At 45.2% G+C, this 23,113-nt stretch carries 22 protein-coding genes and 1 pseudogene; 4 read left to right on the top strand and 19 right to left on the bottom strand.

From position 1 onward, the window contains the following. Positions 1-13 precede the first annotated feature (13 nt). A complete protein-coding gene (locus tag RQP52_RS00115; RefSeq protein WP_315948649.1) occupies positions 14-475 on the bottom strand; it encodes a DinB family protein in 462 nt (153 codons plus the stop codon). A gap of 17 nt (positions 476-492) precedes the next feature. Next, on the bottom strand, positions 493-1,155 hold the full coding sequence (locus tag RQP52_RS00110) for a type 1 glutamine amidotransferase domain-containing protein (RefSeq protein WP_315948647.1): 663 nt from the start codon (positions 1,153-1,155) through the stop codon (positions 493-495). Between the two features lie 469 nt (positions 1,156-1,624). On the opposite strand from RQP52_RS00110, the gene RQP52_RS00105 reads away from it, so the two are divergent. Next, positions 1,625-2,338, top strand: coding sequence for a GNAT family N-acetyltransferase (locus tag RQP52_RS00105; RefSeq protein ID WP_315948645.1), 714 nt, complete (start codon positions 1,625-1,627; stop codon positions 2,336-2,338). Between the two features lie 349 nt (positions 2,339-2,687). Here RQP52_RS00105 and RQP52_RS00100 read toward each other — a convergent pair whose 3' ends face one another. From RQP52_RS00100 to RQP52_RS00070, 7 genes are all read right to left on the bottom strand, one after another. Then, positions 2,688-3,131 (bottom strand): VOC family protein, encoded by a 444-nt coding sequence (locus RQP52_RS00100; RefSeq protein ID WP_315948643.1) that lies wholly within the window; start codon positions 3,129-3,131, stop codon positions 2,688-2,690. A 19-nt stretch (positions 3,132-3,150) separates the two neighbouring features. Continuing rightward, on the bottom strand, positions 3,151-4,035 hold the full coding sequence (locus tag RQP52_RS00095; RefSeq protein ID WP_315948642.1) for a TolB family protein: 885 nt from the start codon (positions 4,033-4,035) through the stop codon (positions 3,151-3,153). Between the two features lie 35 nt (positions 4,036-4,070). Beyond that, complete coding sequence (locus RQP52_RS00090) at positions 4,071-4,769, bottom strand: SDR family oxidoreductase (RefSeq protein ID WP_315948641.1); 699 nt, start codon at positions 4,767-4,769, stop codon at positions 4,071-4,073. 23 nt (positions 4,770-4,792) lie between these two features. Further along, positions 4,793-5,245, bottom strand: coding sequence for a VOC family protein (locus RQP52_RS00085; RefSeq protein WP_315948639.1), 453 nt, complete (start codon positions 5,243-5,245; stop codon positions 4,793-4,795). Positions 5,246-5,283: 38 nt separating this feature from the next. Next, the gene (locus RQP52_RS00080; RefSeq protein WP_315948638.1) at positions 5,284-6,183 is read right to left on the bottom strand and encodes a carbohydrate ABC transporter permease; all 900 of its coding nucleotides are present in this window, start codon (positions 6,181-6,183) and stop codon (positions 5,284-5,286) included. Positions 6,184-6,200: 17 nt separating this feature from the next. Then, the gene (locus RQP52_RS00075; RefSeq protein ID WP_315948635.1) at positions 6,201-7,088 is read right to left on the bottom strand and encodes an ABC transporter permease; all 888 of its coding nucleotides are present in this window, start codon (positions 7,086-7,088) and stop codon (positions 6,201-6,203) included. Positions 7,089-7,178: 90 nt separating this feature from the next. Further along, positions 7,179-8,858: an extracellular solute-binding protein gene (locus tag RQP52_RS00070; RefSeq protein ID WP_315948633.1), complete on the bottom strand. Its 1,680-nt coding sequence runs from the start codon at positions 8,856-8,858 to the stop codon at positions 7,179-7,181. A 435-nt stretch (positions 8,859-9,293) separates the two neighbouring features. Here RQP52_RS00070 and RQP52_RS00065 point away from each other — a divergent pair, with 435 nt between their 5' ends. Continuing rightward, complete coding sequence (locus tag RQP52_RS00065) at positions 9,294-10,154, top strand: 3-keto-disaccharide hydrolase (RefSeq protein ID WP_315948631.1); 861 nt, start codon at positions 9,294-9,296, stop codon at positions 10,152-10,154. Here the strand turns inward: RQP52_RS00065 and RQP52_RS00060 are convergent. Further along, positions 10,151-11,194, bottom strand: coding sequence for a LacI family DNA-binding transcriptional regulator (locus RQP52_RS00060; RefSeq protein WP_315948630.1), 1,044 nt, complete (start codon positions 11,192-11,194; stop codon positions 10,151-10,153). The genes RQP52_RS00065 and RQP52_RS00060 overlap by 4 nt on opposite strands. A gap of 139 nt (positions 11,195-11,333) precedes the next feature. On the opposite strand from RQP52_RS00060, the gene RQP52_RS00055 reads away from it, so the two are divergent. Beyond that, entirely contained in the window at positions 11,334-12,167 is an 834-nt protein-coding gene (locus RQP52_RS00055; protein ID WP_315948629.1) for a sugar phosphate isomerase/epimerase family protein, read from the top strand. 79 nt (positions 12,168-12,246) lie between these two features. Here the strand turns inward: RQP52_RS00055 and RQP52_RS00050 are convergent, their stop codons facing one another. The 8 genes from RQP52_RS00050 to RQP52_RS00015 form a co-directional block, all read right to left on the bottom strand. Then, the gene (locus tag RQP52_RS00050; protein ID WP_315948628.1) at positions 12,247-13,446 is read right to left on the bottom strand and encodes an MFS transporter; all 1,200 of its coding nucleotides are present in this window, start codon (positions 13,444-13,446) and stop codon (positions 12,247-12,249) included. Positions 13,447-13,507: 61 nt separating this feature from the next. Then, positions 13,508-14,107 (bottom strand): TetR/AcrR family transcriptional regulator, encoded by a 600-nt coding sequence (locus tag RQP52_RS00045; RefSeq protein WP_315948627.1) that lies wholly within the window; start codon positions 14,105-14,107, stop codon positions 13,508-13,510. A gap of 106 nt (positions 14,108-14,213) precedes the next feature. Beyond that, on the bottom strand, positions 14,214-15,404 hold the full coding sequence (locus RQP52_RS00040; RefSeq protein WP_315948625.1) for an oxalate decarboxylase family bicupin: 1,191 nt from the start codon (positions 15,402-15,404) through the stop codon (positions 14,214-14,216). 192 nt (positions 15,405-15,596) lie between these two features. Further along, a complete protein-coding gene (locus RQP52_RS00035; RefSeq protein WP_315948624.1) occupies positions 15,597-15,914 on the bottom strand; it encodes an NIPSNAP family protein in 318 nt (105 codons plus the stop codon). Positions 15,915-15,953: 39 nt separating this feature from the next. Further along, a complete protein-coding gene (locus RQP52_RS00030; RefSeq protein ID WP_315948623.1) occupies positions 15,954-16,907 on the bottom strand; it encodes an aldo/keto reductase in 954 nt (317 codons plus the stop codon). A gap of 61 nt (positions 16,908-16,968) precedes the next feature. Then, positions 16,969-18,168 carry an MFS transporter gene (locus tag RQP52_RS00025; RefSeq protein ID WP_315948622.1) on the bottom strand — a complete coding sequence of 400 codons (1,200 nt, stop codon included), beginning with the start codon at positions 18,166-18,168 and terminating at the stop codon, positions 16,969-16,971. A 189-nt stretch (positions 18,169-18,357) separates the two neighbouring features. After that, positions 18,358-20,100: an ABC transporter ATP-binding protein gene (locus RQP52_RS00020; protein ID WP_315948620.1), complete on the bottom strand. Its 1,743-nt coding sequence runs from the start codon at positions 20,098-20,100 to the stop codon at positions 18,358-18,360. A gap of 235 nt (positions 20,101-20,335) precedes the next feature. After that, complete coding sequence (locus RQP52_RS00015) at positions 20,336-21,244, bottom strand: LysR family transcriptional regulator (RefSeq protein WP_315948619.1); 909 nt, start codon at positions 21,242-21,244, stop codon at positions 20,336-20,338. A gap of 117 nt (positions 21,245-21,361) precedes the next feature. Here RQP52_RS00015 and RQP52_RS00010 point away from each other — a divergent pair, with 117 nt between their 5' ends. Continuing rightward, on the top strand, positions 21,362-22,552 hold the full coding sequence (locus RQP52_RS00010; protein WP_315948618.1) for an MFS transporter: 1,191 nt from the start codon (positions 21,362-21,364) through the stop codon (positions 22,550-22,552). Between the two features lie 353 nt (positions 22,553-22,905). Here RQP52_RS00010 and RQP52_RS00005 read toward each other — a convergent pair. Then, positions 22,906-23,113 (bottom strand): annotated as a pseudogene (locus tag RQP52_RS00005) (TetR/AcrR family transcriptional regulator); the annotation flags it as partial.

The raw sequence follows: 23,113 nt of genomic DNA, 5'->3' as shown, positions 1-23,113 counted from the left end.
TGAATTCTGTCAATTATACGCTTAAATCGACATAAAACGGCGGTGTTACGCCCAGCATGCGGGCATACACGAAGAGTTGTCCTTTATGATGCGCCTCATGTCCAATTAAACGATGAAGCACTTCTACGATTGGCTCTACATTTTCAAAAATAGTTGCGTCTTGTTGTAAATCTGCTTCTGAATAAGAGGCCAGCTTTTGTTCGTGCTCGGCGGTTAATTGCTGAAGAAGCTCGCGAGCTTCCGAAATGGTCGACGGAACGGGCGGGACGATCATATCGCGTGATTCAATAGCGGCAAAAAAGAAATCCGGAGTCATAGCCAGATGATGAATAAGTTCAATTGTCGTCATCCCGCCATCCCATGGGCGCCATGTTCCGCTTGATTCGGGCAATAATGCGACAAGTTCTTGCAAGGCATTGCGGTGCATTTTCCAACGATTCATTACCTGTTGTGTTGATGTAAGTTCAGTTTTCATTTTATATAGCCCCCTGATTATTTATTTAGTTGACGAATAACTTCCTTAGCAGCACTTTCCGCAGATTGTGGATTTTGACTTGTAATGAGATTCCCGTCTACTTGAACGTTATCTGACCAGTTTGGCGCTAAGACGATATTAGCTCCCAATTCGCGAAGTTTTGTTTCTAATAAAAAGGGCATGAATTTATCTAAAGTCGTTTCTCTTTCTTCATCATCGGTGAAAGCCGCAATCGTTTTTCCTGCTACTAGAGGCGTACCATCTGACAGCTTCACCCCTACAAGGGCTGCAGGACCATGACAAACCGCGGCAACGACTTTACCGGATTCATACATCGTACGGATCATGGTTTGCAGCACCTCGTTATCAGGCATGTCGAACATCGTTCCATGTCCACCCGGGATGAAAATAGCGTCGTAAGCATGAATGTCATTCACATTTTCCAGCTTAATGGTATCTTTCAGATACTTAGCCATATCTAACATCTCTTGAGATGCGCCTTCTAGGCTTCTATGATCTAGCGGAACCTTCCCGCCTAATGGGCTTGCTATCGTAACCTCATATCCTTTATTGTTAAACGCGAGGTATGGCTCTACAAATTCTGACAACCATAAGCCTGTTTTCTCATTCTCATTTATTTGATCGGCAGTCGTAACTACCATTAGAACACGATTGTTCATTGTAAATCCCCCTTAACTTGAAGTAGCAAAACACAGCCTGGGCAATTTCGTTCATGCAGCTGACTTACGAAAGATATTATTGCCTCTAGGACGCTTATTACACATCAAAAAAACCGAAATGTGACGATATTTTTTTTATATCAGCAGCTGCATTCGCCTTTTGTTTTGGCGGTAAACATACTTTAACACCTTGGCATTGTGGATTGTACTACAGGTATGTTGGGGGCGTCATAATGAAAAGTTATAGCGCCAGTTAGGAGAGCAACAGCACAGACAGCCATCTATGAATAAAAGTACTTATATCTTCTTCAACATTTCGTTATTTGTTTGATGAATTTCTACGAATTACAATAACGGAATGCAGGTCCTAATCCTATACCCAGTGAGGTCAACCATGATAAGCACGCCAGACATCATCAAACAAAACATGATTCATATTATGAAGCAAATGAGCGACTCCTGTCCTCGCATGTCATTCGTAGAAACACCACAAGCGATTCGTTACGAAAGTGATCTTCCTCATTCGTTATTCAATCGGATAATCACCTATAAAGGACTGAAATCAGATGGGGCATTGAACGATATCGCAACAATTGCCGATCATTATCAGTCATCTAAACGCCCCTTTTCTTGGTTGATCTGGTCGCATGACACCGAAGCGGTTGAGCTGGCAAGCGTACTGGAGGAACAAGGACTTAAAAAGTCCGGCCAATCTCCTGGTATGTCACTTTCCCTTACGGATTGGACGTATGAGGCTCCAAGCATACCTAACTTCGAAATCAAACCTATTCGGACATCATCGGAATTCTCCTGGTTCAAAGAGATTGCTCTTCCTGCATTCGGCCTACAAGGAGAAACTGGTGAGGTATTCATGCAAGTGAACGAGTCGTTAGCACTCGGTGAACAAGCCATTTTACGGCATTTTGCCGGATTCCTGGATGGCCGTCCTGCCGGAGTGGTTACAGCCTTTCAAGATGGAGAAACCATTGGCATTTACAATGTAGCTACTGCTGGAGAATACCGGAGGAGAGGTATCGGAAGCGCTTTGACCGCGCATGCTATTCGTGAGGGACAAGCCGCAGGCGGCAAGTTAGCCGTGCTGCAGTCAAGCGAGATGGGCGTTCGTGTGTATCGAGCGATGGGATTCAGCGAAGAGGTTCGGATCGATTTTTATATGGGATAAAATAAACGTGCAATGTATTAAAAAACGGAGCCTTTAAACCGCAAACGCGGGGCTCCGTTTTTTTGTTGCTTGATTTCTCAATCTTTCTTCACAATTGTGATTTTGGTAAGTCAAGGGCCCTCAGAAATGATTGAAGGCAACTATTTATTCCTAGTTCAGAATCTGAGTGGCAAGCATGACCAGATCCTCAATGTTACGACGTCGTCACCGCTGAAGTCGAACTGCTTCCACGAGTTCCAGTCGGAATCCGCGGACGACTTACCGTAAGCTTTAGCCGCCAGCGCCAGGTCGCCGATGCTGATCTTGTTGTCAACGGTGTTAACGCTTAGCCCTGGCATGAAAAGTTCATTTAATCAATATCAAGAAGTTCAAGAATGACGCCCAAATCGTCGGTGCTTTCTACATACGCATATTTATTGCCATTTTGAATAAGAGGGAACCCGAATTTCTCCAGTTTGGCAGCTGTTTCCAACATTTTATTCTTTGCTTTAAATGCGATATGATGGACTCCCGGACCTTTTGTTTCAAGGAATTCCTTCCAAGTTGAAGGATCATCTGTAGGTTCAATGAATTCTATGACGACATTCTCCATGTGAAAAAATGAAAGATTTACTCTTCCTTGTGTAGGTTTCCCCATGTAACTGACGGTGTCGCTGCCATCCTCATTAGCCATGATGATCGTGGGAGCCGGGACTCCGAGAAGCTCCGCAAAGCGGTGGGTCGCCTTTTCCACATCACGCACGATCATAGCAATCTGACAAACCAAAGTTGTACCCAGAAGCGTATGTTCCATCGTTTTTTTCTCCTTTACATTAAGAAGGTTGAATACGATAACTAACAAAAGCCAAATGCCTGCTGTCCGGCGACCAGGAATTAACGTTAAGAGTTCCTTGTCCCCCAAAAAGCTCGACAATCGTTTGATAACCTCCACCAGAGCTGGACATAACGCGAATTTCTACATGTTTGTTAGCGGGATGATCACCGGGAGCGACATCGCCTTTCCGATAAGTGATGTAGGCCACTAATTCTCCATCTGGAGAAACATGAGGAAACCAATTATTGCTCTCATCCAACGTCATTTGGGTCTGTTCACTGCCGTCGGCATTCATGCGCCATACTTGCATAAGACCTGTTCGTACCGAGTTGAACCAGATGTGTTGACCGTCAGGTGAATATTCAGGGCCGTCATTTAACCCCGTGGTATGCGTTAATTGTGTTTCAATGCCACCATTCACTGGAATGGTGTAGATATCGTATTCGCCATTCCGCTCCGCACAATAAGCTAATGTGCTTCCGTCCGGTGACCATCCGTGCAAATAGCTTGGTGCTATCGGCGTAATGAGTGTGGGATCGCCCCCCTGCAAAGGGAACGTATAGATACGAGAAAGGCCGTCCTCGTGAGTGTGATGGCTTACCGCAACAACAGTGTTATCCGGTGAGAGTACATGGTCGTTATTGCATTGAATAGCGTAGCCGGATTCTATGGCTGTGCTTTCCCTTGTCACGAGGTTAAACTTATAGAGACGGCCTAAGCTGTTATACACAAGGTAGTTGCCGTCACACGTCCAATTGGGTGCTTCAATCAGAAAATCAAATTCAGCCAAGATGTTACGTTCGCCACTTATCACGTCCACTGTTTCCAACGTACTGATCACGTTTCTTCTTTCTACCTTTCGTGGTTCCTTTAACGTATTCATCGCGAATCTCCTTCATTTTTCAATTCGCCTAACTGTCACATAGGCATCGGTTCTCCTTTGTAATTGACAAAAAAGGATTCCAGATCGATCTCTTTTTTCATTTCGAGTATATCGATAATGCCATTAGCGCTCTCGGCAGGATCTCCGGGAGCTTTCTCGCCGCCCATGTCTGTCTTAATCCAGCCTGGGTGAATGGCGTACACACGGATTCCTCTGTTTTTTACATACTTTTTAAGCTGCTTAGAGAACATGTTGATCGCCGTTTTGGAAATTGCATAAGGAAAATCTCCCCCGTAAGCGTTGGACATACTGCCGGCTTCGGACGAAATGTTAAGAATGGCGCGCGAGCTGCCTTCCTCCATGAGAGGAAGCAGATGTTTGATGAGCATCATCGGACCAAATAAATTAACTTCGAAAGAACGAACGACATCCTGGATAGGCAATTCTTCTAGAGCAACACCTCTTCCGAGCAAAATCCCCGCGTTGTTAATGACGGCATCCACCGTTTGGTTACCTGCACGTAACGTTTCCGCTAAGCGGGCAATCGATTCTTCGTCGCATACATCGAGCTGAACAGTCTTAATTTGGCCGGGAAACCGGCTGGCCAGTTCCAACAAATTCCCCTCTTCCTGCGGTGAACGATTTCCCGCTATAACCTCGTGCCCCCTCTGTACGGCAGCGAGTGTCAATTCATACCCAAGACCACGATTTGCACCGGTAATGACGATATTCATGTCTGCTCCTCCTTTTCCCCCTATTAGGCCCGAGGTTTGATGTTCAAATTAACGCCCAAATTATCCTCAGCGTCGACAATGGTCCAGCTGCTGCCAGGGTAATAACCAATCGTCCGCATGGCATACCCCATCTCCTCCAACTCACCGATGATGGCATCACGTTTCTCGCCTACCTGGAAACCTAGATGATGGACACCGTTGCCATGTTGATCAAGAAACTCCCTGAAAGTACTGTCTTTCTCGTCAGGTTCATGCAATTCAATAACAAAATTGCCAACTCGGATATTCGCGAGCTTCAGGCCGTAGTAGGCCGGTTTGCCACGATACGTCAAATCGGGATTATGTGTGGGAGGCAGATAACGGATTTCCGGCACAGGAAAATTCAATAGATTTGCCCATGCCTCCGCAGCTTTCTGGATATCATTTACGACAATCGCAATCTGAATAAAACCCTCGAAGCTAATGTTATTTTTCATGTTTGCACCATCCAATTTTCATTTTTTACTTCTTCTGCCTATTCCTTTACACTGCCCATCACGAGTCCGGTTGTAAAATACTTTTGCAAGAAAGGATAGATGCATAAAATCGGTATCATAGCCAAGAACATCTGTGCAGCTCCCGTCGTTCTGGCACTGACCATGGACAAATATTTGGATAAGTTGCCGCTAAGATCCGTATTGTTGCGAATAAATTCCTCCGGATTCACGACAACCGTTTGCAAATAGGTTTGTAAGGGATAGTTTTGAATTTTGTTCATATAAATCATGCCGTCAAACCAGCTGTTCCAGTGGTCTACGAATGAAAAAAGCGTTACAGTTGCAAGCGTTGGAATGGAGACCGGCAAAACCACACGAATTAGCGTCTGCACGTGACTCGCGCCATCCATATACGCTGCCTCCAGCAATTCCTTCGGCAGACTGCGCATATAATTCATTACAACGAGCATGCTGAACACGGGAAGTGCCCCTGGTAGAACAAGCGCCCAGATGGTATTCATCAATCCGGTGCTTTTCACGACCATATAGGTAGGAATTAATCCGGCATTGAAAAGGATAGTCACGACAAAGAACCATGAGAAAATACTCCGCGCACCAAAATCTTCTTTTGATTTAGAGAGAGGATAGGCGGTCAAAATGATCAATAATAAATTGAGCGGAACGCCGATGGCCGTTCGTTTAATGGAAACAAGCAGCGACATGAAGAACTTCGATGTGTTCGTAATAAATTGGTAAGAGATCGTTGTAAATCCCACTGGGAAAAAAGTAACCTCACCTGCCGCTACGGCTACTTTATCCGAAAATGATACGGCCAACAGGTTGATAAACGGCGCAATGCATAAAATTGCAACAAGCAGCAGGAATACGGAATTGCTCACTAGGAATATTTTGCGTGATAGGGAATCCTTTATTCCCATGGTCATCTCTCCTTCCTTTAAAAGACTCTGTATCCGGTTAATTTGTCCGCCAAGTAATAAGAGACAACAATAAAAATTAGCGAGACACACGACTTAAACAGGCCAGCCGCAGTGGAGAGCGCGTATTGCGCCTGTTCAATGCCAAGACGAAACACGAAGGTATCCAAAATATCACCGGTCGAATAGACCACGGGACTGTACATATTATAGATTTGATCGAAACCGCCGTTGAGAATATTGGCAAGACCCAACACGGTCATCAGGACGACCATCGATGAGATGCCAGGCAGGGTGATATGCCGGGTCTGCTGCCAACGGTTTGCACCATCAATGACTGCAGCCTCGTAAAGCGCAGGGTCTATGCCTGTGAGAGCAGCTAGATAAATCACCGATCCGAATCCAAAAGTCTTCCAAATATCGCTGATGACCATTGTGGCTGGAAACACATTCGGGTTACCTAGGAAAAAGATAGGTTCAATGCCAAGTTTGGAAAGTACAATATTGACAAAGCCCTCGTTCGGTGACAAAAGATTTAATAAAATTCCGGATAAGATGACCCAGGACAAAAAGTGCGGTAAATACACCAGCGTCTGGAAAATACGCTTGGTTAACTGATTCCTGACTTCGTTGAGCAGCAGGGCAAATCCCACCGGAACAACGACGCCTGCAATCATTTTGCACAAGGCGATAACAACCGTATTGCGAATGACCAACCCTATATTCGGCATGGAAAACAACGTAATGAAATTTTGAAAACCTACCCATTGTTGGTTCCCGAACATCCCTTTTGCCGGAATAAATTTTTGAAAAGCGATGATCACCCCGGCCATGGAGCCATAGCTGAAGATTGCAACCAGAACGACAGCGGGGAGCAGCATGAGATATAACGGTAGTTCTCTTAACATCTTGTCTTTTCGCTTCAGACTTGCAAACACCACTTCACCACCTGTCAATGATTTACGGTGAGATATCCCCCACCGCTGTCATCTAAACATTTATTTGGCCGGGTACATTTTATCAAGTTCGTCAAGTGATTTTTGACCGCCTGCCTTCAGCCACTGCTGTACAAAGGTATCGAAATATTCGACAGGCTTAGCTCCTGTAATGATATCCGTAAAGGCTGTGATGGTCAGGGTGTCCAATGAAGAAACGTTCGTTAACCATACATCAGGTCTTTGAATGCCCAAGATACTCTGGACGATGGCCTTGTCGGGGATATACTTGTTCAATACGATGGGTAAAGAACCTGACTTGGACATTTGCCCCCAAGTACCGAAAGCGTTGTCATCTTTGGCAAGAGTTCCATTCTCGAATCCGGCAATATAGTCATATAAGGGCTTTGCGGCAGGAGGAAGGCCTTCAGAGGAGCCTTTATCCATTGCTTTCAGCAAATCTGCTGCATAAACCTCACCCGGTTGATCGATGTAAATTGGCGATAAACGGTATTGCTCATTAGCCCAATATTTATCGTAAACATCCTTTGTTGAGTAATTAACGGTCTCATCGTACAGATTTAGCATCTTAATAACGGCTTCGGGGTTTTTGTAATCTTTCCTTACCATCGTCATCTGGCCTACAGCGTTGCTCTCGATACCAATCTTGTAATCGTAACCGGATTGTGTGGGGATTGGGTAGGGACGTACGATAACACCATCTTTTTTATAAACATTATTATAGGGATACCAGGTGCCCCAGTTGCTGCCGAAAGCCATACCGATCTTGCCGCTAGTGATATCTTCTACGAGTGCTGATTCGCTTTTTGAGGTAAAATCCTTATTGATAAGTCCCTGTTTATACATATCTGCCAATACAGCAAGCGCCGGCTTCATGTTCGGCTGAATCCAGGCAAATGTCATTTTGCCATTCTGGTCACGATAAAACATGCTCTCGTCGCGTCCAGGAACGCCAAACGCGGAAACCAAACCAAGAATGCTGGCATGATTTTGTCTGATGAGATCCTTGTTGAGGGCAAGCCCAATCGTGTCACCATTCTTACCATTCCCATCCGGATCTTCGGTGGCGAACTTCTTCGCAAGAGCAACAAGCTCTTCGATGGTCTTGGGTGGCTGAGAATTCGTTCGCTTAAGCCAGTCTTCACGTATCCATAGAAACGGCGCTTCGTGGAAGTTGTCGTTCATTCGAGGTATGGCATAAAGTTTGCCGTCGATCGTAGCTCCCTTAAAGGAATCGGTAAATCTCTTTTGATATTCCTTGATGGAATCCGTCGCATATTTGTTATACACCTCGGTGAGATCGGCCAGCTGCCCATTCTGTGCCAACTGCAGAAAAACGTTTGTATCCTGCGTTTTGAATACGTCCGGCAGGTCGCCTGAAGCAATGATGGCATTCAGTTTATTTTTATATGCATCGGTACTGCTGTCGGCTGTGAAAGCAACCTGAAGATCAATATTGAGCTTATCTTTGAACAAACGGCTCCATCGGTTATCTTCCCAGGTTTCATTGTCAAGGAGTTTGGAAGCAGCTGCTGTTTGAACAGCCCAGGTCATCTTGAGCGGTTTCTGATATTTCCCATTAGCGTCCATGTTTTCTGAAGGATTGTTAGAGCTCTGTGCATCAGACCCTGTGGTAGCGGTTTCACAAGCTGAAATAGTAAAAACCGTCAGTAGGGCCACCAAGGCGTGCGGTAGAACTCTTTTGATTTTCAGCTCTTTCACGTGTAATTCCTCCTGTATTTGGATTGTTATAATGACACAGCTTTGTAAGCTATGATAAAGCTAAGGCTGATGAACATGTAACCAAAACCTGTGTACAGGTTCTTATGCACCCCCACTTTTGTAAACGCGCGTTTATTCGTTAGTGCAACCGCCCCCTGAATCGGCAAAAACCGACTGAACGCGCGTTTATTTTTATCCAAAAAAATATCAGACCTCTATATAACCATTTACTAGCTTACATGTGCCACTATCTTTGTAAACGCGTGTCTATGGACTCATCATACACAACCGATAAAAGCGCTGTCAACCTTTAATTTCTACACTTTTCCAAATAAAAATGATCATCTCACATAATCTCCATTGTCTAAACACGCGTTTATGATATAATTATCAAGCAGAGAACTTTTCACTCATTGTTGAACACAAGGAGGTATTATGCAGAAGAACGACGCAAATTTCACCCCCATCTTTGATGGCAAAACGCTCACAGGATGGCATTTCGTTCCCCGCTTGCCTGTTCCACGCGCTCCCGGCGAACCTGGCCCGGATCCTACCACCGAGAAATACAAACGCGCTGCTCAGACATGTGGAAAATGGACCGTTGAGGATGGTGCTATCACAGGCCGGCAGGATCCACCCGGATCCGGTTATGGCGGATATCTGCTTAGCGACGGGCTTTACGGGGATTTTGAATTGATCTTCGAGGCGCATCCCGACTGGCCGGCGGATACCGGCATCTTGGTCCGTACCTCAGCGCTTGGTTCTCAAGGATTCCAAATCCTTCTGGATCACCGCCGTTCGGGAAATATCGGTGGTATTTATGGCAATGGGATCGGTGGCTTCCATGGCATTTCTTTCACTCTTGATGCGACATACGATGAGCAAGGAAATCCCGAAGGGCTGCGACTAGAAGATCCCTCGACAACCATTGAACCCCTTACACCCGACAAACCCGCACTGCTTGATTATGCGGCAGACGGGGAGCAGTTCCTGTCCATATGGAAATGGAATGATTGGAATACATTCAAAATTCGTGTTGAAGGGGCGTCCCCGCGAATCACCGTACATATTAACGACATGAAAATTACAGAAATGAATACGGCGGATCTGAAGCATCCTTTCTATGATGCAACGAAAGTCCTGGAACTCCTTGGCCCGAAAGGACATATTGCGTTTGAGATCCATGATAATGATCCCGGAATGGGAGAAGCGCGCTGGGCGCCAAACGCAGCTTGCAGATGGCGCAATATTCGAATTTGGGAGCTTAGTCAACCGGGGAACGAACCAAATATTTAAATTCTTCGGCAAGATTCTCTGACCACAAGGCTGCAATCAACCGTGATTTCTTTTATGTCCAAAGTCTTCTGTTCAATTTTTGTGATTAAACAAGAGGTCATGCGTTTCAACATATCGCTAAAATCAACACGAATCGTCGTCAAGGCGGGATGATGTTTTTCACTTAGTGCATGATCATCGAATCCAATAATGGATAGATCTTCGGGAACACGCAGCTTATGCTCTTTCAGCGCCCGAATGGCTCCAAACGCTACACTATCGTTCGCTGCAATAATCGCTGTTGGCAGATCCGTTTCTTGACTCATTAGTTTTTGTATAACCTTATAACCGCTTCTCTCATGAAAATCGTCGCCATTTAGAACCCAGTTCGGATTCACCTGTAAGCCGCACATGCGCATCGCTGTTTTGTAGCCCTCATATTTGGTCTGACCGGATAGACGATTCATATCCCCATTGATGACACCAATTTTGGAATGGCCAAGTCCTGCCAAATAGGCTACAGCCTGTTTCATGCCCGAGTCATTATTAAATTTGGATACGATTCGATTCGGTTCCGGATGATCCGAAAGCGTTTGATCAACAATACCGATCACAAAACCTTCATCGATCAATTCTTCAATAAACGGTTCATGAATGGCTGCTCCGATAAAGATGCCTCCATCGATTCTACGTTGGAAGAAGATCTCTTTTACGTTTTTGATCATTTCCGTATCCTTGGCATCACGAATAATGTGGGTAAGCACATAGTAGCCGTGCTCGGAAGCATGTTCTATAACACTAACGATAAGCATATTCGTCAGCATATCGCCCGATACGTTCCCTTGCTCAATGAGAAACAGGCCAATCGTACGCGCTCGCTTCCCAGCAAGAACCTGGGCAGACACATTGGGGAAATAATTATATTGTTGTATCACTTTCAAAACCTTCTCGCGCGTTTCAGCAGGTACATTCGAGTAATTGTTGATGACCCTGCTTACCGTGCTCCTGGAAACCCCAGCAAGCTTAGCAATCTCTGTGCTGTTGATATCTGTTTTTTTCATGTTGCTCATCCTCTTTCGTGAACGCGTGTTTACGCACATCATACACATGCCTAGAAATCGTTGTCAATGTTTTTTTAGATCACGATAAGCTCCAACATCGCACGAAAGCAATTATCTATCTACGAAAGGTAGGGTTCCGATGCGTCTTGGCGGTCAAGTATTTCTGAATGAGAAAAACCCGGAGAATTGGGCGCTTGCCCTTAAAGAAGCTGGCTTTCGGGCAACAACTTGTCCGATTAGCGGTGAGGAGGATATCCGAGAGCTTGAGGATTATATGACTTTGGCCAAGCGGCATGACATTCTCATCTCCGAAGTCGGCGCCTGGAGCAATCCGATCAGTCGCAATGAGGAAACAAGGCGGAAAGCTATTGCCTATTGCATTAAAAGACTGGAGTTGGCAGAACGGATCGGCGCGCAATGCTGCGTGAATATAGCCGGATCCCGAGGAGAGCAATGGGACGGGCCGGATCCCGACAATTTTAGTGAGGACACTTTCGAGCTGATTGTGGAAACAACCCGTGAAATTCTAGACGCCGTTCAACCTGAACGTACGGTTTTTGCACTTGAGATGATGCCTTGGATTTTCCCGGATTCCGCAGATTCTTACCTTTCTCTCGTTCAGGCTATTGACCGTAAAGGCTTCGGAGTTCATTTCGATCCTGTGAATATCGTCACCAATCCACGTACTTATTATCGCAATGGTGACATGATCCGAGATTTTTTTGCGAAGCTTGGACCCTATATACGAAACTGCCATGCCAAGGATATTCTTCTGAGGGGGAAGTTAACCGTCCATTTGGATGAGGTAATACCGGGTCAGGGGCATCTGGACTATCGGACATTCCTAACAGAGCTTAACAAGCTCCATCCCGACACTACACTCATCATTGAGCATCTTTCAAGCAACGAAGCCTATCGGCAAGCAGCGGGGTATATCTCGAAAATTGCCTCGGAGCTCAAGATCCCATTGTAAGAAAAAACAGAGCCCGCAAACTCGCGGAGCTCTGTCCTTTCTGCCCTATCATCCCACTCGTTCCTCATCTAGAGGATGTCTAGGCCCCCTGCAGGCTGCGCTTTTTCGCTGCAACCGATAAAACGCAACAAATCAACAAAACCAAGCTCGCCAGCGTATATGGATAATTGACATTCATGTCTAATAAAAAACCAGCTACAATAGGCCCAACAATATTACCAAGACTGGTAAAGGCAGAGTTCAATCCGGCAACATAACCTTGCTGATCCTCAGCCACCATTGACAATTGGGTACTGATGGCTGGCCGTAAGATATCGATCGCCAGAAATACAACAAAGGTAACAGCAAAAATCATCCAGAATTGGTGAACAAAAAGCGTCAGCAGAATAAACAAACCTGCAAAGAAAAGACAAAGTGAAATAACAAGCTGCTCCCCCAAACGATTCAATATCCAGCTAAAGGCTGTAACTTGAATCACGGCGCCTGCTATGGAACCGAACGTTATGATAAAAGCGATATCCTTAGGTTGAAAACCAAATTTCCGATCCACAAATAGTCCATAGATCGTTTCATAATTTGCAAGTCCGAATGACATCACAAAAACGATAACCAAACTTAAAAAATAGGGCTCTTTGTAAGCATTCTTCAATTGTGAAAAAAGCCCTCTTCGTTCAACTGCTGCTCTAGGTGGAGTATCTGATCTCATCTCTTTTGAAGGAAGCGACTCCCGTAAAATAAACAGGGTGATGCACGCCGCAAAAAGTCCCGCTGCCGCCGCGGAGTAAAAGGGTACGCGAATCCCAAATTCCGCGATATAACCGCCTATACCGGGTCCAATAATAAAACCCGTCGTAATCGATGCTGTAATATACCCCATTCCTGCGGCTCGTTCTTCCGGTGTCGTGATATCCGCTGCGTAAGCCATAACGGCCGGCATGATCATGGCTGCACTGATACCGCCTAACATCCTTGAAACAAATAACAAGGCAGGCGAACTGGCTAATCCAAATATGCCCTCGGAGACGGCGAACACAATCATCCCGATGACGATCATTCTTTTCCTGCCAAATGAATCAGCCAAACGGCCGGCCAATGGCGAACAAAGAAACTGCGTCAGCGAAAACGAAGCAATCAACAACCCGATAACCCCTCCGGTAATCCCTAGACTATCCATAAATTTAGGCATAATAGGGATAACAAGTCCTATCCCCGAAAAGACTAGAAAAAGATTAAACATAAGTACTAATAAAGCTCCCTGATGTCTTGTCAATAATGTCATTTTAATTCCTCCCAATCTCGAAAAACACTGAATATATATTCAGTATTATTGCAAAAAAAAGCTAGCGGATGGGCTTGGCAATGCCCTGCAGAAACACATCCACAGCCAATCGATAGGTCGCTAACGCTTCCACTCGTTCCATTCTTCGGCAATGCCCGCTTAAGCCGAGCAGCAAGCTGTCCAAAATAATCGCATGACCGGAGACATTCGTAATTTCGAATTCATGGTTATCGATTCCCTCCTGAAGCAACTGCCGATTAAAGTCAATGTACCCTTTAACCATTACGTTTATTCGCTCCTCCACATCCGGAGCTTTCTCCGAATTATTAAAAAACTCATCAGCCGCCCTCGTTAACGGATGACTCAGTTGATCAAGCGCTAAATATTCGACCATGCCGTATAATTTATCGGTTGTCGTAAGGTATAACTTTTCCTTAACCAACCAATTGTTATCCCATTCCCTGTTCCATTCCTCAAGCAAGTATAAAAAAAGCCCTTCCTTGTTCTTGAAATGATAGTAGATGTTACCTGCACTACACCCGACTGCTTTTACTATGTCTTCAATAGCCGTTGCTTTATAGCCCTTTTGAGCAAATAAAGCTCTTGCCGCATCGGCAATCTTCTTCTTCGTTAGCTCAGTTTGCTGTTTCTTTTTATTCACACTTGCTTCACCGCTTTCTGGCTGACAGATCTGTACAATGAAAATCCCCTATAATACTGAACATTCATTCAGTATTATAGGGGATAATGAATTTCTATGCAAACACTTATTTATTCGTTCTCGGGTAAGTAAATCCCGGATTTTTCACGATAAATTGTTTTTCCTTATTCAATGCCTGCATGAATTCAGGTCCTACACGCAAGTTTTGGGATACGATTTGAGGAGGCGTGAGTGCCATCCACTGATTCAATGAAACATCTTCAAAGCGGTCACTCCTAAACATCTCCAAAGCCCACACGGTTTCATTTCCCGTGTTTTGAATATAGTGACCGAAAGCCCGCGGTACATATCCCACATCGCCAGCACGATAATTAAAAGTACGAGCTGTACCATTGGGTGCCATAACTGTCATGCGCGCCGTACCAGAGATATAATACTGCCATTCATCGGCATTTGGATGCCAGTGCATTTCTCTCATGGAACCCGGTTTGATTTCAAGTAACGCTGCGGATATTTGAGTCGAAATAGGGAAATTTCTTGAATCCACGATACGCACTGCACTCCCGCCCGGCGTTATAATCGGCTCTTGTGCAAGTAGTCGATGTTTAAAGGGTAATGGCACCGTACCTTGCGGGTCTGCCACCTGTTGACTTTCTATTGGACCGGGAACTTCGGATTGATAGATGTATACCTGATGCTTCGGGATATGATCAAAAGCGCTTTTGGGAACACCAAAATTCGCCGAAAGAACTTCCTTAGGTGTATGTGCGAAGAAATCGGAGATAGCTAATGTATTAAGATCAGAGAAGTTACCGTCAGGGAAAACGAGCAAAAACTCAGTACCTTCCTCGAGTCCTTGGAGAGAATGCGGAATTCCTGGAGGGAAGTACCAAAGGTCTCCCACGCCGATGTCGGCAATAAAGTTCCTCCCGTTTTGATCCACGGATGTAATGCGTGTTCGTCCCACAAGCACGATCGCCCATTCCGCTTGCTGATGCCAGTGCATCTCACGAACACCACCCGGAGTAAGAGCCATATTCACCCCAGCAACCTCGGTCGCAATCGGAAGTTGTCTAACCGTTACTTCACGTGACCAACCACCGTGATTTAACTGCATATTCGTATCGGAAAAAGAGAATTTTAGGTTGGGAAGCGAACCGGCATCGGTGGCAGGAGAAACCAGCATGTCAGGATTCTCCATGTCTCGCATAACGTCACGTGGTCCTAAATCCCACCAACCAGCCCCATCACTTCTAATCGGTTGAGGTATATTTTGAGTCGGTGTGTTGATTTTCATATGTTTTGCACCCCATATTCTAAACACTTCAAATTTGTCACTGGTTAAGTGCCTATCTTAAGTTATGAATACAGTCTGGATTTGGAATTTTGTCCTCCGTATTTGTTTAGAGCGTTTGAAATATAAAAAAAGGAACAGAACCAAATCCAGGGATTCGTCTGTTCCTTTATTTAATGATGGCGATTCAACAATCTATCCGTTAAAGTAGTCCGCTCTTTTCATAAAAATCTGCTCGACGGATGCAACAATTTTCCCGTCCTGCTCGGATTTCTGCTTTACTTCGTTCCACTCCTTGTCCTGCGAAAAAGCTTCCCACTGTCTAGTTCGTTCCTCCATGCTTTCATATTTCATCGTGTAATAGAGCTTAGGCTGCTCCTCCAAATCCTCCCAGAAATCACACACCTGCATGCCTAGTCTGGCAAAAATGCTTAGCGTATGATCGGAGAAACGCTTTCGAATCGCATCGACTCTTCCTGGATACATGGTATAGATTCTCAATTCATATATCATTGGACCTTCATCTCCATCCTCTCATGATTTCCATCTACCTCAAAACGGAGGCGAATAGACAAAATCTTTACTTAACTCATCGAGCGATTTCAGAACATCCTCGGTAAGCTCAAGGTTAACCGCCTTCAAATTCTCATCGATTTGGTATTCTCGGGTCGCCCCGGCGATAACCGTGCTTACTGCAGGTTGGTGCAATAACCAAGCAAGCGAGAGAGCCGTGGCTGATGTACCGATCTCCGACGCGATCTTCGCCACCTGTTCCCCCAGCTCCACGCGAGCGGAGTTCACACGCCGCACGAAGTTAGGGTTCACGTCCAACTGTGATCCGCTTGGCACAGAACCTCCCGAATATTTCCCTGTTAGAATTCCTCCTGCCAGTGGGAAATACGGAATGATGCCGATCCCTTGATCCACGCAGAATGGAAGCAGCTCCCTTTCCACGCCACGGTCAACCAGTGAATAGCCGGGCTGCACCGAAACATACTTCACCAGCCGCTCCTTTTCGCTGATGGACAAGGCTTTCATCATTTGCCAGGCTGCATAATTCGAAGCCCCTACATATCTTACTTTTCCTGACGTCACCAGATCGTCCAAAGCACGGAGCGTCTCGTCAAGCGGAGTCTTCGGATCAAAAACATGAATCTGATACAGGTCAATGTAGTCTGTTCGCAAGCGGCGCAAGCTTCCTTCGAGTTCTTTGAGAATATGTTGACGCGAGGAACCTCTTGAGTTCGGGCCTTCTCCTAGCTGTATGCCCACTTTTGTCGCAAGGAGTACTTCGTGACGCCGTCCTTCAAACGCTTCTCCAATGATCTCTTCCGATTTCGTGCCTGTATAAATATTGGCAGTGTCAATAAAGGTGATCCCATTGTCAACTGCGTGATGCAGGACTCGAATCGATGTTTGTTTGTCTGCGCGCCCACCGAATGCATTTGTCCCCAATCCCAACACCGAAACTTCCAATCCGCTTGTCCCCAAATTCCGATAACGCATAACCAATCCCTCCAGATCTTAGTTTTACGATTTTTTATTGCTCGGGAAATATTTCAAGTGTTCACAGTTGCTCGATGACGATCGAATTCCTCCTATTCAATCGTCTTTCCCTGTATAACACCATTCCGATAATAAGTAACGATAGCGCTACAAGAGAGCTTGGTATGATGAATATTTTCGGTGTTATCCCCTGAATGAACAGAGGCAAGAAATATCCGATTAAAGAAGCCGTTTGCGATATGAACACGTAGAGACTTGCCCCAAAACCTGTTCGGCTTAAAAACATTCGCTGCACATAACCCATGGCAACTCCGTACAGAATCGAAACAAAAAACGAATACAATGGCTGGACGGCAAAGAAAACAGGAAGCGAGGTACTGCTCGTATACGTCAAATAGGTGGCGAGCGCGAAGCAACCGCCGAGTAAAATAATCTTCTTGCTACCGTACCGTGCCGCCAAGTATCCGCCCAGTGTCATGAAAAACAGCTCGAATACCGCCTGTGCGCTCCATATATAGGACATAATCTCCGGCTTGCCAAACAACTTTAATACGACAAGCTGTAAATATAAACCTCGAATGGCATCAGCACAAGAGAGCATAAGCAGGGCAATCAGCATAACAATGGAGAACGGTTCTCCTTTCACCACTTGCTTTGCTCCCGGTTCTCCCGCCTTTTCTTTATACAACAGCAAGAGAACGACCAAACTCACATAACCTGCCATATTCCCCCACAGTACGCCTTTAAACGTTGCCACAAGAAAGATGTTCGCTCCCAGCAGCAGCCCTGTAAAGAAACCAATACTATAAGTGGCCCGAAGCCATATTTGGGCCATCTCCACAATCTCACCGGCACTACGGGCAAAATGATTTCTAGCCATGCCAAACAGCTGCCCCATAATCAATCCGGACGGTGCAACGGTTATCGTCATGCCAATGAGCGCACTCCGAAAATCAGAAGCATTCATGTAGATGAACAATCCGATGATGCATAGTAATGCAGCGATGACCGGGAGCTTCTTCTTGTTCTTCAAACGATCGCTGATCCAGCCAACGGTAATCGTAATGGCCATATTGCAGAATAAAGATACCGCGAATACAGCTACAATCTGATTTTTCGAAAGCCCTACACTTTCGTTGAGATACACAGCGTTCATAGGCGCCAAAATTCCAGTTCCTATACCGTAGAGAAATAGCATGATGAGCAGCGTTCTCGCTCCGGGGATCGAAACAAACTTGCGAACATCACGAATAATTTGCATGTATACCTCATCATTTATTGTTTATTATCAATTATAAATAGTCATTCCTTTTATGAGAAGGAGTGAATAATTTTATACTAAGTTACCTAAAGTTAAGTGGGGGTGGAATCCCAAATAAAAAACAGATATATTCCAAATGATGGAAAAATCTGTTTTTTATTTGGGAAGGCCGATTTGGGGGTTGAACGTTTATACTTGTAATTCAAACTGCTTGGCATACAGATGGGCATAGACGCCATTACGTGCCAGTAACACTTCGTGTGTCCCCTGTTCCATAATTCCATCCTCTGTCAATACAATAATGCGTTCGGCATTGCGGATCGTGGAAAGTCGATGGGCAATAACAATCGTTGTTCGCCCTTGTGCTAATAACTCTAGTGATTCCTGGACCATGCTCTCACTTTCGTTATCAAGTGCGCTCGTTGCCTCATCTAAAATAAGAACGGGCGGGTTCTTTAAAAATACGCGAGCGATGCTTAGCCGTTGTTTTTGACCACCTGACAATTTAATGCCTCGCTGCCCGATCTCGGTGTGGTAACCGTTCGATAAGTTCATGATAAAACTATGGGCATTCGCGCGCTTGGCAGCCTCAATAATTGCGGCATCGTCCGCATCCGGTTTTCCGTAGCGGATATTATCCATAACCGTTCCTCCAAAAAGGAAGATATCTTGCTGTACGAACCCGATATGATTTCTTAACGACCTCAGATCGAGATCCCGGACATTAATCCCATCTAACAATACATCTCCATTGGTTGCTTCATAAAAACGGGGGATCAGGGAGCATAATGTCGTTTTTCCCCCACCGGACGGCCCTACTAACGCCACATACTCTCCTGGTTGCACACGAAGCGACACATTTTCCAATACAGGACTCAAGTGGGCATCATAACGGAAGGAAACTTGCCTAAACTCAATTTCTCCATGTACTTCCGGAAGAATCAAGGCATTCGGTTTGTTGGCAATCGTCGACTTCACATTCATGATTTCCATAAACCGCTGGAAGCCCGTTATTCCTTCTTGCAGCTGAGAGCTCATATGCGTTAGTCGTTGTATGGGTTCAATCATAAAGCTGATATATAACAAGAAAGTGATCAAATCTGCTAAATGGAGTGTATCGCGGACGATACTTGCACTGCCAAAAATAATCACCGTTATGGTAATCAGTTGGATGATCGACTCCACAGCGTTGTAAAAAAACGCTTCCGCTTTATACGTTCTCTTTCTACTATCGAGAAAATGATTATTAGTCCGGTCAAACTTCTCGATTTCGACTTGCTCGTTTGCGAACGATTGGACTACGCGGATGCCCGAAAGACTATCCTCTACTTGAGCGTTAACGTCACCGATTCGTTCCTTATTATTTCTTAGGGCATGGTTTAACTTCTTATTGAAATACAATGAAAAAGCACCTAAGAGCGGAAAGAAACAGAACACAGCTATCGTTAAGTTGGCGTTAATGGAAAATAAAATGAAAAATGCTCCAAAAAAACGGACAAGGTATTTCACGTAGTCTTCTGGACCGTGATGGTACAGTTCAGAAAGCAATAGCAGGTCGTTCGTTATCCGAGACATGAGCCGGCCTGTCTTTTCCTTATCATAAAAACCAAAGGAAAGCGTCTGCATGTGCGCAAACAACTCGCTGCGCAAATCTCTTTCCATGCGTGCGCCAACTTCATGACCTTTGTAGTCTACAAAGTAATTCCCGATATTTTGGATCGCGACTAAGACAAGCATCAACCCGCCAATTTTATACACACTGCTTAGTGCTGAGGACAAGTCGCCACTCAAAACATCTTTCGTTATATGCTGAACGAGCAATGGAAACAGCAGCGTCACAGCAGAAACGATAAGGGAACAAGCCAATACACTAAGAAACAAGGGTAGATAGGGTTTGTAATAAGAAAAAAACTTTTTCACTGGAAAACGCATGGTTTTACCCCTTTTTCGTGTTATTTAACTAACACATCCAAAGGTGTACACCGCTAACCTTTTAAGTAAGGGTTCCACCCTTAGATGTTGGTACGGTTATATAAATCGTTAAGTTTTCCATGTAAAATGCCTCCTCTATTCATTGATGCTTTGATTATAAGCGATATCTGTCGGGAATAGACTCGTATAATTTAGTTATATACATTTATTACTAATTGCAAAATCTACAGCGTATTCAGCATGGATTTTCGTTGTATCGTTGTGCCTCTTTGGATAAACCCTCGAAATATTCTACGACGATCTCACGAAAATCCTGAGCTGCCGGTGATATGTAACGGCTCTTGTGCCATAATAATGCGATTTTTCGCACCACTTCGTGAGTCTCTACTTGCAAATATTTAATTTGTGCTCGATCATTTCTAGCCGTGCTTGGTATGAAAGCTATGCCAATTTCGGCTTCCACCAGATTGACCAGCCTTGCCGGTTCATCCCCTTCGTATACATAATGAGGGACAAATCCAACCGATCTGCATACCGGGTCCATTAAATCGCGGGTACCGTAGCCAACTTTTAGCCCGACAAACCATTCATCCTTCAGCTCGCTCAAAGATACGCTGCTTCGATCCGCCAACCGATGCCCCAGCGGAACCGCAACAAGGATGGGGTCGATGAAGACGATTTGACATTCGATCTCATCCCGTTCAACAGGAGGCGAGGACAAGCAATAATCTACCTCACCTCTCTCTAGGAGCGTGACCATTTCTTGTGTAGTCAGCATTTGTACATGAAATTGAATATTTGGCCGCTTTATTCGATATTTCCGAAGAATGTCGGGTAATACGCTTGCGCTAGTAACTCCTAATTCAAGCGCGCCATGATCGGGGCTGGATAAATCGCTAAGCTCCTGCTTCCCCTGTTCCAATTCGAACAAAGCTCTTTCTGCACGCCGAAGAAATGTTCTTCCGAATTCGTTCAGTTGCAACTTCCTGCCGATTCGATCGAATAGCAAGACTCCTAGATCTTCCTCCAGGCGTTGAATCGTTTTGCTTAATGACGATTGCGTAACGTGCAGTTTCCGGGCAGCTTCGGTCACATGTTCCGAGCGAGCGACCGCGAGAAAATAATGCAATTGAAGAAGTTCCATTCCGTACACCCCATTCATTCCTTCTAATCAATGAGATTATAGCATGAAATGCATTGGAATAAATAATAGATATCAAGTACGATGACAATATGAATTTCATAGAAAGGATTGAGCATCATGAATCGTAAATTTGTTGTTTATCTTGTTGCGTTTGCTGCATTTCTTGGACCGTTCACGCAAACCATTTACACCCCGGTGTTACCCGAAGTTGCCAGTCAACTCCACTCCACCTCATTCGTCGTAAACTTGACGATTTCCGTATTTACTTTATTTCTTGCCATGATGCAGGTAGTTTATGGTCCGCTCACGGACTTAAAGGGGCGCCGCAAAGTCATGCTTTTCGGAATAACGCTGTACGTTATCGCTTCGGTTGGCTGTTTCTTCTCTGAAACGATAACACTGCTTCTAATCTTCCGAGCGCTGCAGGCGATCGGCATCGCTGCGGGATCTGTCGTGGCCGTTACGGTCATCAGCGATTTATTCGAAGGAAAAGAACGCGGCCAAGCGATGGGAACCTTTCAAATGCTGGTTTCGTTAGGCCCAGTTCTCGGGCCGGTCATCGGCGGCTTCCTTAGCGGGCTGTTCAATTTTCATTCCGTTTTTCTCGCTCTTGCGGCAACGGGTATGCTTGTGTTGGTTTTCAACTACCTTTATTTGAAGGAAACGAAGCCGGACAGCGTCGGAACCGGGCGTTTTCAACTGCGGGATTTTGCAGCGATTCTTCAGAATCGGATCGGATCGTCCATTATATATCTTGGGTTCATTCAATATTACGTGTTTTATTATTTCCTAGTCTTCTTGCCGAATATTTTAACCGATCGTTACGGCTTGTCAGCTGAGCAAAAGGGGCTTGTCTTTCTGCCGATGTCGCTTGGCATCGTGGTTGGCAGTTATCTAGGCGGGAAAATCCAAACACGGATAGAGGGGGAAAAGATGCTCGTTCTGACGACTTTTCTAAATGCAATTTCGGTCCTGTTTTTCCTCATCTTCTACGCAATTTCTTTGCCTTGGCTGCTGGTCGGCATTATCTTATTTGGCTTATCTCTCGGACTCTCGCTTCCGGTGCAGACCACGCTGCTGACTGGCGCTTTCACGAAAAACCGTGCGACCGCTGTCGGAGCCTATAACCTTTTCCGTTATATGGGAATGGCTCTCAGCCCCATCGTTGGAAGCCTATTCTACCGTATCGGCGGCTATTACTTGTTGTATGGTTTTATCGTGGTAGCATTTCTGGCCTTTGCCTTTCTATTGTCGCGACGTCTCCTTGGCACACAAGTAACTAGTAGTCCGTCCCTGGAAAAAGGATGAGTTCGTTTCATTCCATCTTCTTCTTATCCTCCCTCAACCTTCGTTTCTAATACAAATCCCGCCCGATGAAGTGACTCCGCTCGGGCGGGATTTGTTTTACCTTTTAGAGCAAACCTTTTGCATCGATGAGCTTTGTTGGAGTAACATCATTCCCCTTTGCCGCAGCAACTGTTCCCTGTTTTCATTAAAGTAAAGATAGTTCAAAATCGTTTTGTTAAGTTTCACACAACCTGGCGGCTATTTTTTGTCCTTAGAACTGCCCTAGCAGGAGTTGGTATTTGGCACACATAGAACAGCCACCTACTTTGCGTAGCTGGCTGTTTTTTTGCGTTTTTAATGCAATACCATGTTCATCACTTATGGAATAGCGGCTCAATAAACACGTGAAAGAGCTTGTTTTTAATCTCTTCTGGTGAATAACCGCGATGCTGTCTTTGAAAAATATAAACATCAGGACGCAATATCGCCATAATGGCATCCGCCGTAAAAACAGGATCGAGGTCGAGGTTCTCGGTATTCTTCGCGACTTCGTTCAATAATTGGACGATAACGGAATGAATG

The sequence above is a fragment of the Paenibacillus violae genome, from assembly GCF_032461945.1.
Lineage (GTDB): Bacteria > Bacillota > Bacilli > Paenibacillales > NBRC-103111 > Paenibacillus_E > Paenibacillus_E violae.
The sequence above is the reverse complement of the archived record's forward strand: the minus strand, read 5'-3'. Positions and strand labels throughout refer to the sequence as shown.

What these genes read in the sequence shown, in the direction of transcription:
- RQP52_RS00115 (WP_315948649.1), bottom strand. Translation starts at nt 475, where the DNA reads ATGAAAACTGAACTTACATCAACACAACAGGTAATGAATCGTTGGAAA.
- RQP52_RS00110 (WP_315948647.1), bottom strand. Translation starts at nt 1,155, where the DNA reads ATGAACAATCGTGTTCTAATGGTAGTTACGACTGCCGATCAAATAAAT.
- RQP52_RS00105 (WP_315948645.1), top strand. Translation starts at nt 1,625, where the DNA reads ATGTCATTCGTAGAAACACCACAAGCGATTCGTTACGAAAGTGATCTT.
- RQP52_RS00100 (WP_315948643.1), bottom strand. Translation starts at nt 3,131, where the DNA reads ATGGAACATACGCTTCTGGGTACAACTTTGGTTTGTCAGATTGCTATG.
- RQP52_RS00095 (WP_315948642.1), bottom strand. Translation starts at nt 4,035, where the DNA reads ATGAATACGTTAAAGGAACCACGAAAGGTAGAAAGAAGAAACGTGATC.
- RQP52_RS00090 (WP_315948641.1), bottom strand. Translation starts at nt 4,769, where the DNA reads ATGAATATCGTCATTACCGGTGCAAATCGTGGTCTTGGGTATGAATTG.
- RQP52_RS00085 (WP_315948639.1), bottom strand. Translation starts at nt 5,245, where the DNA reads ATGAAAAATAACATTAGCTTCGAGGGTTTTATTCAGATTGCGATTGTC.
- RQP52_RS00080 (WP_315948638.1), bottom strand. Translation starts at nt 6,183, where the DNA reads ATGGGAATAAAGGATTCCCTATCACGCAAAATATTCCTAGTGAGCAAT.
- RQP52_RS00075 (WP_315948635.1), bottom strand. Translation starts at nt 7,088, where the DNA reads ATGTTAAGAGAACTACCGTTATATCTCATGCTGCTCCCCGCTGTCGTT.
- RQP52_RS00065 (WP_315948631.1), top strand. Translation starts at nt 9,294, where the DNA reads ATGCAGAAGAACGACGCAAATTTCACCCCCATCTTTGATGGCAAAACG.
- RQP52_RS00060 (WP_315948630.1), bottom strand. Translation starts at nt 11,194, where the DNA reads ATGAAAAAAACAGATATCAACAGCACAGAGATTGCTAAGCTTGCTGGG.
- RQP52_RS00055 (WP_315948629.1), top strand. Translation starts at nt 11,334, where the DNA reads ATGCGTCTTGGCGGTCAAGTATTTCTGAATGAGAAAAACCCGGAGAAT.
- RQP52_RS00050 (WP_315948628.1), bottom strand. Translation starts at nt 13,446, where the DNA reads ATGACATTATTGACAAGACATCAGGGAGCTTTATTAGTACTTATGTTT.
- RQP52_RS00040 (WP_315948625.1), bottom strand. Translation starts at nt 15,404, where the DNA reads ATGAAAATCAACACACCGACTCAAAATATACCTCAACCGATTAGAAGT.
- RQP52_RS00035 (WP_315948624.1), bottom strand. Translation starts at nt 15,914, where the DNA reads ATGATATATGAATTGAGAATCTATACCATGTATCCAGGAAGAGTCGAT.
- RQP52_RS00030 (WP_315948623.1), bottom strand. Translation starts at nt 16,907, where the DNA reads ATGCGTTATCGGAATTTGGGGACAAGCGGATTGGAAGTTTCGGTGTTG.
- RQP52_RS00025 (WP_315948622.1), bottom strand. Translation starts at nt 18,168, where the DNA reads ATGCAAATTATTCGTGATGTTCGCAAGTTTGTTTCGATCCCCGGAGCG.
- RQP52_RS00020 (WP_315948620.1), bottom strand. Translation starts at nt 20,100, where the DNA reads ATGCGTTTTCCAGTGAAAAAGTTTTTTTCTTATTACAAACCCTATCTA.
- RQP52_RS00015 (WP_315948619.1), bottom strand. Translation starts at nt 21,244, where the DNA reads ATGGAACTTCTTCAATTGCATTATTTTCTCGCGGTCGCTCGCTCGGAA.
- RQP52_RS00010 (WP_315948618.1), top strand. Translation starts at nt 21,362, where the DNA reads ATGAATCGTAAATTTGTTGTTTATCTTGTTGCGTTTGCTGCATTTCTT.